General features: G+C 60.1%; 11 protein-coding genes. 4 read left to right on the top strand and 7 right to left on the bottom strand.

The features are described 5' to 3' along the window. Positions 1–85 precede the first annotated feature (85 nt). From AB4O05_RS14425 to AB4O05_RS14410, 4 genes are all read right to left on the bottom strand, one after another. Entirely contained in the window at positions 86–802 is a 717-nt protein-coding gene (locus AB4O05_RS14425) for an MgtC/SapB family protein (RefSeq protein ID WP_460136927.1), read from the bottom strand. A gap of 350 nt (positions 803–1,152) precedes the next feature. After that, the gene (mgtA, locus tag AB4O05_RS14420; RefSeq protein ID WP_460164744.1) at positions 1,153–3,858 is read right to left on the bottom strand and encodes a magnesium-translocating P-type ATPase; all 2,706 of its coding nucleotides are present in this window, start codon (positions 3,856–3,858) and stop codon (positions 1,153–1,155) included. 450 nt (positions 3,859–4,308) lie between these two features. Beyond that, positions 4,309–4,917, bottom strand: a complete 609-nt coding sequence (locus AB4O05_RS14415) for a GNAT family N-acetyltransferase (RefSeq protein ID WP_460136928.1) — start codon at positions 4,915–4,917, stop codon at positions 4,309–4,311. After that, positions 4,910–5,254 carry an FKBP-type peptidyl-prolyl cis-trans isomerase gene (locus AB4O05_RS14410; RefSeq protein WP_460136929.1) on the bottom strand — a complete coding sequence of 115 codons (345 nt, stop codon included), beginning with the start codon at positions 5,252–5,254 and terminating at the stop codon, positions 4,910–4,912. Before AB4O05_RS14410 ends, AB4O05_RS14415 begins: the two co-directional genes overlap by 8 nt. Before the next feature lie 396 nt (positions 5,255–5,650). Between AB4O05_RS14410 and AB4O05_RS14405 the strand changes: the two genes are divergently transcribed. Then, positions 5,651–5,896: a DUF6124 family protein gene (locus AB4O05_RS14405; RefSeq protein WP_460136930.1), complete on the top strand. Its 246-nt coding sequence runs from the start codon at positions 5,651–5,653 to the stop codon at positions 5,894–5,896. 55 nt (positions 5,897–5,951) lie between these two features. Here AB4O05_RS14405 and AB4O05_RS14400 read toward each other — a convergent pair whose 3' ends face one another. Next, positions 5,952–6,203, bottom strand: coding sequence for a hypothetical protein (locus AB4O05_RS14400; RefSeq protein ID WP_460136931.1), 252 nt, complete (start codon positions 6,201–6,203; stop codon positions 5,952–5,954). 228 nt (positions 6,204–6,431) lie between these two features. Here AB4O05_RS14400 and AB4O05_RS14395 point away from each other — a divergent pair, with 228 nt between their 5' ends. Together AB4O05_RS14395 and AB4O05_RS14390 are read left to right on the top strand one after the other, a co-directional pair. Continuing rightward, entirely contained in the window at positions 6,432–7,928 is a 1,497-nt protein-coding gene (locus AB4O05_RS14395) for a PAS domain S-box protein (protein ID WP_460137586.1), read from the top strand. Between the two features lie 104 nt (positions 7,929–8,032). Then, positions 8,033–8,305, top strand: coding sequence for a DUF1652 domain-containing protein (locus tag AB4O05_RS14390; RefSeq protein ID WP_460136932.1), 273 nt, complete (start codon positions 8,033–8,035; stop codon positions 8,303–8,305). Here AB4O05_RS14390 and AB4O05_RS14385 read toward each other — a convergent pair. Both AB4O05_RS14385 and AB4O05_RS14380 read right to left on the bottom strand, forming a co-directional pair. Next, a complete protein-coding gene (locus AB4O05_RS14385; protein ID WP_460136933.1) occupies positions 8,268–9,461 on the bottom strand; it encodes an MFS transporter in 1,194 nt (397 codons plus the stop codon). The genes AB4O05_RS14390 and AB4O05_RS14385 overlap by 38 nt on opposite strands. A gap of 88 nt (positions 9,462–9,549) precedes the next feature. After that, on the bottom strand, positions 9,550–9,858 hold the full coding sequence (locus tag AB4O05_RS14380; RefSeq protein WP_460136934.1) for an RcnB family protein: 309 nt from the start codon (positions 9,856–9,858) through the stop codon (positions 9,550–9,552). 301 nt (positions 9,859–10,159) lie between these two features. Between AB4O05_RS14380 and AB4O05_RS14375 the strand changes: the two genes are divergently transcribed. Next, positions 10,160–12,316: a WG repeat-containing protein gene (locus AB4O05_RS14375; protein WP_460136935.1), complete on the top strand. Its 2,157-nt coding sequence runs from the start codon at positions 10,160–10,162 to the stop codon at positions 12,314–12,316. Positions 12,317–12,356: the final 40 nt, after the last annotated feature.

The following is a 12,356-nucleotide window of genomic DNA, read 5'->3' as shown; positions in this document are numbered from 1 at the left end:
GGATAGTCTCGCTACATTGTAGGACTTTTCCTCACCACTACAGCGTCAGCTGTTATGCAAGAGGCCCAGCCCGGGCCTCTTGGGGCTAGTCGGTGGTACTCGGGCTCCAGAAGGCTTGCACCACCAGGCTCGACCTGGAAATACGCGCCACCAGCGCATCCAGTTCGTCACCGTCCACCGAGGTCACGGCCAGCGTGGCTTCGATTTCCACTTCTTCGCTACCGAACGGCCGCACATCGACGTCACTGGCCGGGTAGTTGCAGCGCGCCAGCTCCGCTTCCAGCAACGCCAATACCGCGGTTTGCTGGGTACGTCGGGCGATGACATAAAGGATGTTGGTGACCTCCGCCGACACCACATCCAACGGCTGGCGGTTGATGTTATTGACGATCGGCCGCAGCAAGGTGTTGGCCGCCAGCACAAACAGCGTGCCCAGCAGCGCTTCGAGTACCAGGTCGGCACCCGCACAGGCCCCCACTGCCGCCGACGCCCAGAGCGTGGCGGCGGTGTTGAGCCCGCGCACATTGCCCTCTTCGCGCATGATCACGCCGGCACCGAGAAAGCCGATGCCCGACACCACATACGCGACCACCCGCACCGCGCCTTCCGCGCCGCCGAGGCGGTTGGCCATGTCGACAAAAATCGCCGCGCCCACCGCCACCAGCACATTGGTGCGCAGGCCCGCCGTGCGCTGGCGGTACTGGCGCTCGAGACCGATCAGGCCACCGAGGATGAACGCAGCGGTGAGACTGACCAGGGTGTCGACCAGGGAATCGAGGTTGATGTTGTTGATTGCTTGCATAAAGAATCTCCCTGTATGCAACTGCACATTGAAACCAGCGCCAATCCGTGCAGGCGCTGGCTCACCCACGTGCCCCCGCTCGGCACGGGCACTGACCGTTAACTTTTGTAGGAGCGAGGGGGACGCCTAGTTCTTGCTCGCGAAAAACCCGAGAACGCCGCGGGGATCAGGTTTCCCGCGTTATCGTTGACGTTCTTCGCGAGCAAGCTCGCTCCTACAGTGGGGCCTGGGTGCCCCGTTCGGCATGGGCACTGGCCGCTCCTACATTTGATCTTTGTTGCGTTCGCTAACTGATCGGCATTAGGGCAAGCCCGGCTCCCACAGCGTTCTGGGGCGCTTGAGAGAACGTGTTACTGCCAGCCAAACTTGCGGATGTAGTAGCCCTTCACCGCCTGGGTCAACGCCATGTAGGCCAGCAGAATCACCGGCAGGAAAACGAAGTACAGCGACGGCAGCGCCTGCAATTTGAAGTAATGCGCCAGCGGCCCCATCGGCAGGAAAATCCCCACGGCCATGATCACGCCGGTCATCACCATCAGTGGCAACGCCGCGCGGCTTTGCAGGAACGGAATTTTCGGCGTGCGGATCATGTGCACGATCAGCGTCTGGGTCAGCAGCCCCACCACGAACCAGCCCGACTGGAACAGCGTCTGATGGTCCGGGGTGTTGGCATCGAAGACGTACCACATGAGGGCGAACGTGGTGATGTCAAAGATCGAACTGATCGGCCCGAAAAACAGCATGAAACGCCCCACATCCCCCGGCTGCCAGCGTTGCGGCTTGGCCAGCATCTCCTCATCGACGTGATCGAACGGAATCGCGATCTGCGAAATGTCATACAGCAGGTTTTGCACCAGCAGGTGCATCGGCAGCATCGGCAGGAACGGGATAAACGCACTGGCCACCAGCACCGAGAACACGTTGCCGAAGTTGGAACTGGCGGTCATCTTGATGTACTTGAGCATGTTGGCGAAGGTACGCCGCCCCTCCAGCACGCCCTCCTCCAGGATCATCAGGCTTTTTTCCAGCAGAATGATGTCGGCCGCTTCCTTGGCGATGTCCACCGCGCTGTCCACCGAAATGCCGATATCCGCGGTGCGCAGCGCCGGCGCGTCGTTGATCCCGTCGCCCATGAAGCCCACCACATGCCCGTTGGCCTTGAGCAGGCGCACGATGCGCTCCTTGTGGCTGGGCGTCAGCTTGGCGAACACATTGGTGCTTTCCACGGCCTTGGCCAGTTCGGCGTCGGTCATGTCTTCGATGTCGTTGCCCATCAGCAGGCCCTGCTGCTCCAGGCCCACTTCCCTGCAGATCTTCGCCGTCACGCGCTCGTTGTCGCCGGTCAGCACTTTGACCGCCACACCGTGGGCCTTGAGGGCCTTGAGGGCCGGCGCGGTGCTTTCCTTGGGCGGGTCGAGGAACGCGACATAGCCGATCAGGGTCAGGTTGTTCTCATCCGCCAGGCTGTAGGCATCGCGGCCCGGCGCCATCGGTTGCGCAGCCACGGCCACCACGCGCAGGCCTTCGTCGTTGAACGCGGCGGTGACCTCGCGGATACGCGCCAGCAACTCATCGGTCAGTGCTTCATTGGTGTCGCCATGGCGCACGGTGTCGCACACCGACAGGATCTCCTCCACCGCACCTTTGCAGATCAGCAAGTGCGGCTGGCCCTGCTCGGCGACGACCACCGACATGCGCCGCCGGTTGAAATCGAACGGGATCTCATCGATCTTTTGGAACGCGGTGCCCACCTTCAACTCGCGATGCACCTCCACATGTTCCAGCACCGCCACATCCAGCAGGTTCTTCAGGCCGGTCTGGTAGTAGCTGTTGAGGTAGGCCATTTCCAATACATCGTCGGACTCTTCACCCCAGACATCCACATGGCGCGCCAGGAAGATTTTGTCCTGGGTCAGGGTGCCGGTCTTGTCAGTGCACAGCACATCCATGGCGCCGAAGTTCTGGATCGCATCCAGGCGCTTGACGATGACCTTTTTACGCGACAGGAACACAGCGCCCTTGGCCAGGGTGGAGGTCACAATCATCGGTAGCATTTCCGGGGTCAGGCCCACGGCAATCGACAATGCGAACAACAGCGCTTCGGTCCAGTCACCCTTGGTAAAACCGTTGATGAACAGCACCGCCGGCGCCATCACGAACATGAAGCGGATCAGCAGCCAGCTGACCTTGTTCACGCCATGCTGGAACGAGGTAGTGGCACGGTCGGTGGCGGTTACCCGTTGGGCCAGGGCGCCGAAATAGGTGCTGTTGCCGGTGGCCAGGATCACCGCCGTCGCCGAGCCGGACACCACATTGGTGCCCATGAACAGGATGTTTTCCAGGTCCAGCGGGTTGCGGGTGTCCGCGTCCTGTTGCTGGACGAACTTCTCCACCGGCATCGATTCCCCGGTCATCGCCGCCTGGCTGACGAACAGATCCTTGGCACTGAGCACACGGCAGTCGGCGGGGATCATATCCCCGGCCGACAGCACGATCAGGTCGCCCGGCACCAGTTGCTTGATCGGCAGTTCGATGCGCTTGGCTTCGTCGCGGCGCAGTACCGTGGCGGTGTTACTGACCATCGCCTTCAACGCATCAGCCGCCTTGTTGGACTTGGCTTCCTGCCAGAAGCGCAGGAGCGTGGAGAGCACCACCATGGAGAAGATCACCGTGGCGGCCTTCATGTCCTCGGTCAGCCAGGAAATCACGGCCAGCAGGGTCAGCAGCAGGTTGAACGGGTTTTTATAGCAATGCCACAGATGCACCCACCATGGCAGCGGCTGCTCATGCTCGACTTCATTAAGGCCGTATTGCACACGCAGGGCATCGGCTTCCAGGGTATTCAACCCGTCGCTGTGGCTGCCCAAGGTACCGAGCAATTGCACGGCACTGCTGTTGGCCGCGACCACCAGGGTTTGCGCCAGGGTCGGCGGGACTTCGCGGCTGACGCTGGCGTCGGTCACGGTTTCGAGCATCGCCAGGCGACGGAAATGCCGAGCGATGTGCCGGGTCCGCAGGAAGCCGGCGAAGAACTCTTTCAACAGGGTGAGGTTCATGGTGTTACTCCTGCGCGAGGAAAAAACCGTCGTGCAGGTACTGCCCGTCCGTACCGTGCCCTTGAACAGGCACAGCCAGATATGGCCCGCCCGCCGTAAAAGGCAGGCGCGTCCGTAGCATCCCGAGATGAGCCGGGTTGCTGGTCAGCGTCGATGAGAGAGGATCAAGACAAGGCCAGGACTGGCCGCTGTCGGGATGCCGCTTCTCGCTTTGTTGGCGAGACAACGGCATCGGAAGAATGCGCGTTACCTTGCCAAGTATGTGCCGGTTACCGAAACCGGCCGACTACTGTCACTCGAACAAGTACCCACTGAGGGTCTCCGCTATTGATGAAAACGCGCGAAGCTTACGCCGCGATTCCAGGGGAGTAAACCGTAGGAAAGTTTCCGCATGATGAATAAGAAAATTCTTCAGGATGGGTTCAGGAAGCCGCTACCTTGAGCTCACATTTACGGCGTGCCGGGCCGATCCCGCTCAACCAACGCCAGGTACTCAGCGATCTGCCCACCCGCCAACGCCTTCACCTGAATCGACACCCGATTCACCTGCCGCCCCATCCTGATCCCGTCACGCAGGCGTACGCACACATACCCGAGCCTGGGCCAGAAACGCTCGGCCCTGGTATTGCCCACCACCACCGTCAGCCGCAGCCATTGAGCGTTGTTCTCCACAGCCCAGTGTTCAAGGTCTGCATGCAGCCGCTGCGCAAACCCCGTGCCCTGCAACTGTGAGCCGACCAGCAACAGCCCGATATGCCATACCCCATCAGCGAGCACATCCGCCGCAATATTCACCACGGCCACCAGTTGCTCATCCGCATCGCGGTAACCCAGCCAGTACATGCGACGGCAACGCCAGCCCGGTGGCAAGGGGCTATGCAACTCTTCCCGTGCTTCGGTTGGCGTGGCGGGCTCGCCGTTGACGGCGATGAAGTAGTCCGGGGCACGTTCGAAAAACCGCTGCAGCTCACCCTCATCGCCCGCGCTCAGCTCAACCACCCGGACGCCGTCGATGGAACACCTGATACCCAGGTCTTTTTCACGCGCTGCGTCAATCATCTCGCGTCAGCACTTCCAACAACTCAATCTCAAAGCGCAGGTTGCTGTCGGGCTTGATATGCGCGCCCATGGAGCGCTCGCCATAGGCCAAGTGCGCCGGCACAAACAACCTGCGTACGCCACCCACCCGCATGCCCATCAGGCCCTGGTCCCAGCCCTTGATTACCCGCCCGGTGCCGATCACGCACTGGAACGGCTTGCCGCGCTCCCAGGACGAATCGAACACCGTGCCATCTTCCAGGGTGCCGGTGTATTGGGTGGTGATCAGCGCGCCCTTGACCACGGCTTTGCCGTCGCCCAGGCGAATGTCGGTGATCTGCAGTTCGTCGTGGCTCATGGAGTTCTCGTTGAATGCGCAAAGGCTGGGGTTTTCCCAGAATCGAGAGGGTTTGGCAAGTGTAGGAACAGTCGCAGCCGTGACATTTCCCTTTAACTTGCAGGACGTTTCCGAGAGAATCCCAAGCGCTTGCGCCACTCAAATCACGTGGCTAGTCTTCGGCGGTCACTGCCAATTCAGTGATTCGGGGTTTGGTAGACCACGAGTGATTAGGCGCTAAGCGCCCCCTTCTGCAAGGCGCTTTTTTTCGGCCCTGCATTATGGTGGCCGTGCGCAGGGCACCTTCGGGTGCACCGGTTCCTAATCACCGGTCTACCAATCTGCGTATGGCCACCGCCCTTAAAGTCGTTTGGTAGCGATGGTGGTGGCTCTCCAACTTAGATTAGGAGTTGAACCATGGACAAACTTGTCCCCTCACCACCCGCCTCAGAACCGTCATTTTTCACCACCACCCCAGACCTCAGCTTCGAAGACGCCCTGGCCCACGCCAGCAGCGTGCTGCGTTGCGCAGCCGTTGCCGCGCAAACGGCGGGCGATCAACTGGACGGCACTTCGCGCACGCTGGTGCTGTCGGTCATGCACCTGGTGGGCATGGCGAGCGTGATGGTGGACCGCTCATTGGAGTGTGTGCAGCCGCGCTGATTACGCCACAGGCGGGGTGGGGGCAGGCGCCCTCACCTCAGGTGTCAGCAAACCCTCACCCTTCAAGCTCGTTCAACAGGGTCTTCTTGGATTCGAGCAGCCCCAGCGTCTGCAAAACATCATTGACGGCGCCGACGGTGCCCAAGTTTTCTGGCGTGGCACTCCCACCGACAACAGCCCTCAACGCCGTCAAAAACGCGGCCCTGCCCGTATCAACCTTGTCGGACTTGGTCATTTTGGCCGAGGTCCGTTGCTGGGCAGATGAGATTTCCACGGCCAGGTAATCGAGAAATTCGGATTTAGTCATGACAGGTTCCTTCTTCAATATTCCAAGGGGGCGAAGCCTCAGCCTACAAAGGTGAGCGCAACCTGCCTACTGTCAGAGTTGACAGGTATGCCAGTCAGGCGCCAGCACTGAAGACGTCGTCACGCGCGACGGCTGCCTGGTGCAGGTGCATACCGTGCCGATGAAATTCTGTGCACTATCCTAAAGCCCAGGTGTCGTACTCCCATGCGCCCAACCCCCGGAGAAACCATGCCCCAGGATGTGCTTGCCAAAGAAACCAATCGCCGACAACTGCAGCAGATCATCTCCGGGCTGTCCGACGGGATCATCCTCGCGGAAGTCGACCAGACCATCCTGTGGGCCAATGAGGCCGCGCTGAACATGCACGGCGTGGATGAGGTGCAGGCCCTGGGCGCCAACACCGAGGCGTACGCCGAGCGCTTTGCCCTGCGTTACCGCAACAACCATCCCGTCCAGCTGGATAACTACCCCTTGGCCCGCGCGGCAGCGGGTGATGAATTCAGCGACGTGGTGGTGGAAGTCACGCCCACCGCAGCCCCGGAAAAAACCTGGGTCCACCGCCTGCGCAGCCTGGTGATGACCGACTCACATGGAGAGCCCGAGTTGCTGGTACTGGTGCTCAGCGACGCCACCGAATGGGCCAGCGCCGAGCAGCGCTTCGAAAAAACCTTCAACGCCAACCCCGCGCCGGCAGTGATCTGCCGCTTGAGCGACCTGCGCTACATCAAGGTGAACCAGGGTTTCCTGGAAATGACCGGCTACAACCGCGACCAGGTGATCGGCCATTCGGTATACGAGCTGGATGTGCTGGAACAGGCCGAGCGCAAAGACCTGGCCATCCAGCGCCTGAACGAAGGGGGGACCATTCCGCAGATGCAGGCCGAACTGCGCCTGCCCGACGGCGGCAGCAAGCTGGTGATCGTCGCCGGCCAACCGTTGGACATGAACGAGGAAGACTGCATGCTGTTTTCCTTCACCGACCTGGAGCCGCGCCGCAAAGCCGAAATTGCCCTGCGCCAGAGTGAAGAGCGCTTCGCCAAGTCGTTCCGCCTCACGCCAGTACCGACATTGGTGTGCAACGCCGCCAACCGCCAGGTGGTGGACGTCAACGAAGCCTTCATGAGCATTACCGGTTACATCAGCGAAGAACTGATCGGCAAATCCATCGAAGACATCGACTTTATCGACAGCCCCCAGGCCTGCGCGCAATTGTTCGCAACCCTGGAGAAAGCCGGCAATCTCGACGGCCAAGACCTCAAGGTGCGCAAGAAAGGCAACGAGGTGATCGACTGCGTGGTCTCGGCCGACACCGTGATCATCCAGGACCTGCCCTGCTACCTGTTAGTGCTGATGAACATCACCGAACGCAAGCGCTCGGAACTCGAGCTGGTGGCGGCCATCGAGGAAGTGATGCAGGACGCCTCCTGGTTCAGCCAGACCCTGATCGAAAAACTGGCCAACGCCAAGAGCGTCAACAGCCCCAACCTGCCGACGGTCAATTTCACCGACCTCACCGCCCGTGAGCGTGATGTGCTGGGCTTGATCTGCGAAGGGCTGGCCGACAAAGAGATCGCCTCGCGCCTGAAACTGGCGCCCAACACCGTGCGTAACCATGTGGCCACGGTGTACTCCAAACTGGGGGTGCATAGCCGTAGTGCAGCCATCGTCTGGGCCCGTGAACGCGGGCTGTTTGCGGGGGAGCGGCGCCTGAAAAGCAAGCGATGAACGTGCAAATGCACTAATGCGACTAGTGCGAATTCGCCTTATGGCGCATCGGCTCAATCAATAACCTTCAACGCATCGCATAGTGATGCCTTGAAGGAACCTGCATGTTTACCCTCGCCCAACTGCGAAATTGCATCGAAGAAGGCCTGTCGCCGCTGACCTGTGAATTCACCCTGTGCCGGGATGCCTCCTTGACCCTCAAGGTCTACGACGCCGAAACCGGTCGGGTTGACCTGGTGGTTACCGGGATCAGCACCAACCGGCTACAGACCACGCAAGAAGTGGAAAAAATGGTGGAGGAACTCCGCTACGAACTGCAAAGCAACAACATGGGCAATCTCACGCTGGAGGAGCAGCCTTCAACGACGAACCGATGAAATAGAACACCCCGCCCGCGACAATAAATGCCCCTAGCATGTAGAACATGGAGTGGGCCGGCAGGCTGGCCAGCACCAGCCCACACAGCACCGGCCCCAGCGCCGCGCCGAGGTTGGACAGGTTCTGCGCCCCGTAGTACATGCCCCGCAGGTGGTCCGGGGCGATCCGGTCGATAAACATGTACTCGGCCGGAAACACAATGATCTCCCCCACCGTGAACACGGCCATCGCCAGCACCCACCACAACACGCTGGTGGACAGCGCAAAACCGATCAACCCGAACATGAACATGCTCAAGCCAGCGATCAGCCATTGGCTCAGATGCCGGTGCGAAATACGCCGGCCGATCACATATTGCAAGGCGATCACCAGCACAGCGTTGGTGGTGAGCACGGCGCTGATCACCGTGTAGGTGTACTGCGCCGTGGTGGTGGTCACCAGGTATTGCGAGAGGTACGCAGTGAACTGGCCAAACACCACCGCACTGAACAGGCCGCCGAGGGTAAAGCACACCAGCCGACGATCCCGCAGCAGCACGCGCCCCACGGCAAGAAACGGTACCGGCTTTTGCGTCGCATCGGCAGTGGCCAGCGTACGGTCACCCCACCGCCAATACACCAGGAAAAACCCAGCCCCCAGCAGCGCCGACAATATAAACGGCAAGCTGATATCCAGCTTGGCCACCATCGCCCCGAAAAAGGGCCCGACCGCGTAGCCGATATTGGTGAGGGTGTACTTGATGGAAAACACCTCACTGCGTGCCTCTTCCGGCAGCAGGCTGGCAAAACCGGCCTTTACCGCGATATCGATGACCGCGTAGGCCAGGTTGATCAGGATCAGGCAGCTGTAGAACGCCCAGATATTGCTCGCCAACACGGTGCCGATAAACCCCAGCGCAAACAACACGCTCAGGCCCAGCAGCAGGCGATAGCTGTTGATACGGTCGACGAGAAAACCACCGTAGACACTGAGCAGCGAACCGACGATCAATGAGCTGCCGATCACCAGGCCGACCTGGCTGATATCCAGGGCAAAGTGGTCGGTGAGATAGATCACGAGGTACGGAAAGGTAATCGCCTTGGCCAGCGTCAGCAGCAACGTGGCGCACAGCAACAGGTTCACGGTACGGGGGTAGTTTCTGATGGTGGCAAGCATCCTGCTCTCATTCTTCGAAGGTAAGGCGACCATTGCGGCCGGTCACCTTAACGCAAGAATGTGAAAACGAGCAGGTGGTGGCGCAGGATTATTTCTTGACCGGGGTGATCTCGAGAATGGTGCCGTTGGTGGTTTTGAGCAGCACGTATTTATCACCTACCCGCGCCCATTGGCTGTCTGCTTCGGGCTGCTTGAGGCCGCGCTTTTTCCAGTCGCCAAGCGCCGACTCCTTGCGCATCAGAATATCCGGGGCGCGGTCGCCCTCTTTCAGGTCACGGGTATTGATGTTGGAAGGCTGCACGGTTTCCTGGGGCGTATCACCGGCCTGCACCACGAAGCTGGCGGTGGACAGGCTGGCGGCAACTAAGACGCAGGCAACGAGGGACTTGGACTTCATGGGGGCTCCTTCAATGAATGACGCGTACCCAGGTTCCGACCGCAGGCGCACAAAATCATTCACCGCATGAAATCCGCTTGGTATCTAGCAATATGCCTTTATCTTGCGACTGGGCAGTACTGCTGACCCGACTGCGTGAGTGATGTGCAGGAAAATTAGTGAACAACGTCACGGTTCGCCATGGCAGGAATAGAACAATTGACTCTACTTAAGCCACTTTAAGCGAACTGCGCACATCCAGACCGCTTGGCGCCCCTCAGCTGCTAACCTTGCGCCAGCCCTGTCTTCGAGCCCGACAATAATGAAAACCGCCCTGACCCGAACCAAACTCCTCGCCAGCGCCCTGGTGGTGGTCGCCGTCATCGGCGGCGCGGCCTATTACCTGATTGACCGGCACGTCATCACGGGCATGGTCAGCGGCACCGAATACAGCGAAGAACAGCTCAATGAAGGGGCCGTGGACGACATCCACAGCCTGACACTGCCGCAAGCGAAAAAACGCCTGAACTACCTGGTGCAGGATGCACGCGACAGCATCAACCAGATCGCCATGATTGAAAGCATGCGTCTGGAGATTTCGCCGGTAGCCAGCAGCGACCAGCCACCTGCCGCGAAAAAAGAGCTGCGCTATGGCGAGCCCTTCGTGCCCTTCCCGGCTGCCGAGCTGAAGACTGCGCTGGAAGACCTCACGCAGAAAACGTCGGCCTTCCAGCAGTTCTTTTTTGACGGCCAATCGGGGCTGAAACTGGACGTGGAGGCGATCCGCGAGATCCTCAAGCGTGGCGCCCTGCCGGACCAGCGCGAGGAAGAACGTTACGCGGTACAAGCCGTGTACTTTCGCGACGGCACGCAACAGGCGTTTGCCGACGTAGGGGTCGACAACGCTGAGGAACAGGACACCTCCAAGGTCGAGCTCAAGGTTAACAAGCCGGTGGAACGCGTCAGCGTCACGCTCACCTATCCGAGCTACCCCGGCTTCAAAAAAATCGTGCTGGATGCGAAACATCCAAAGGCCACTGGCAGCGACGGTGAGGTCTATCAACTGACCGGCCTGGCTGACGATCGCGCCTCGCTGCTGCTGGCCACGCCAAAGAACAAGACCTACGTGGTCGAGGGCCTCAGCGCCGACGGCAAGACGCTCTACAGCGGCGGCAACAGCAGCAATTCCTCGCCCACCGCCGAACAAAAGGCCAACCTGCGTGCGTACTACGACGAATTGCTGCGCATGCAGGACAATTTCTCCCGCTACACCACCAGCGCCGCGCTGCAGGAACACCTGGAGCAATTCGTCAAAGGCCTGCCGGATAGCGCCAGCGCCCTGACCAACGTGCAAGCCACCTACCAGTTCGAAGACACCCCGGCGAGCATCGTCATCTACCTGCTCGACCCCGCCCAACCACAAACCCTGGCGCTGGAGATGCACAACAGCTTACCGGCCCAGGCGCGCTATATCGCTTACGACAACGCCACGAAAAAAAGCGGCTTTATCGACAACAACGGACAATGGGTAGTCAAGCCGCGCTTCGAACGCATCGAGTACAGCCCCATGCCCGATGTATTCAATATGCAGGTGGGCAAGACACCGCAGAAGGATGGCTGGAGCCAGTTGCTGTTCAAGTATTTTACGTTCGTGCCCGGCGGGCATACGTTGAAGCAATTGCCGTTCGAGATCATCGAGAAGCCGATCAACGCTGATCTGATGATCGTCGAGCGCGAAACCAACGGCCCCTATGGCGTGTACGACGCGAAAAAACAGCAGGTGGTGGTGCCGATGAAGTATGTCAATGTCCAGGTGGTCGGCGACCTGTTCATTGCCCGGCCTGGGCTTAAGACCTACGAGGGCGATTCGTCCTATGGTGTATGGAACCTGGCCGGCAAGGAACTGCTGGCGCCACGTTTCGCCAACATCGAAGCCATCGGTGACTACCTCTACACCACCTCCGCCGACGGGCGACAAATAGACGTCTACACCCTGCAACTGCAAAAGCTCAACCCGCCGGGCAGCACGGCGATCGGGGCGTTTATCCAAGGCCAGCCGCAACTGCTGCAAGACCGCAAGAGCCAGAAATACAGCTTCATCGCCCCAGACGGTAAACCCGTGCCCATCAGCCTGCCGTATGACGAAGTCGAACCGTTCTCCAACGGCATGGCCGTGGTCAAAAAAGGTGAGCACTACGGCGCGCTCGATCTCACCGGCAAACTGCGCGTGCCCCTCAAATACACGCGCCTCAACCCCTTTCAGAAAAACCTCGCCTCGGCGGAAATGGACGGTTTCAGAGGCCTGGTACTGATCGACAAAAACAACACCCTGGTGAAAAAACTCGGCTCGTACACCACCTACAGCCTACCCACCAACAGCAACGACGCGACGTACAGCATCTGGGATGCGAAGGACGAAAACCGGGTGAATGTGTTCAATGCCGATGGGGTCCAGGTGGACAGCTACGAGCGCGAGTAAGCATCGATGTGGCGAGGGAGGCCCCGCTACCTCTGTGGCG

This window comes from Pseudomonas sp. S1_G07 (genome assembly GCF_054668565.1).
The sequence above is the reverse complement of the archived record's forward strand: the minus strand, read 5'-3'. Positions and strand labels throughout refer to the sequence as shown.

Coding starts and splice junctions, on each gene's coding strand:
- AB4O05_RS14425 (WP_460136927.1), bottom strand. CDS start 802: ATGCAAGCAATCAACAACATCAACCTCGATTCCCTGGTCGACACCCTG.
- mgtA (WP_460164744.1), bottom strand. CDS start 3,858: ATGAACCTCACCCTGTTGAAAGAGTTCTTCGCCGGCTTCCTGCGGACC.
- AB4O05_RS14415 (WP_460136928.1), bottom strand. CDS start 4,917: ATGATTGACGCAGCGCGTGAAAAAGACCTGGGTATCAGGTGTTCCATC.
- AB4O05_RS14410 (WP_460136929.1), bottom strand. CDS start 5,254: ATGAGCCACGACGAACTGCAGATCACCGACATTCGCCTGGGCGACGGC.
- AB4O05_RS14405 (WP_460136930.1), top strand. CDS start 5,651: ATGGACAAACTTGTCCCCTCACCACCCGCCTCAGAACCGTCATTTTTC.
- AB4O05_RS14400 (WP_460136931.1), bottom strand. CDS start 6,203: ATGACTAAATCCGAATTTCTCGATTACCTGGCCGTGGAAATCTCATCT.
- AB4O05_RS14395 (WP_460137586.1), top strand. CDS start 6,432: ATGCCCCAGGATGTGCTTGCCAAAGAAACCAATCGCCGACAACTGCAG.
- AB4O05_RS14390 (WP_460136932.1), top strand. CDS start 8,033: ATGTTTACCCTCGCCCAACTGCGAAATTGCATCGAAGAAGGCCTGTCG.
- AB4O05_RS14385 (WP_460136933.1), bottom strand. CDS start 9,461: ATGCTTGCCACCATCAGAAACTACCCCCGTACCGTGAACCTGTTGCTG.
- AB4O05_RS14380 (WP_460136934.1), bottom strand. CDS start 9,858: ATGAAGTCCAAGTCCCTCGTTGCCTGCGTCTTAGTTGCCGCCAGCCTG.
- AB4O05_RS14375 (WP_460136935.1), top strand. CDS start 10,160: ATGAAAACCGCCCTGACCCGAACCAAACTCCTCGCCAGCGCCCTGGTG.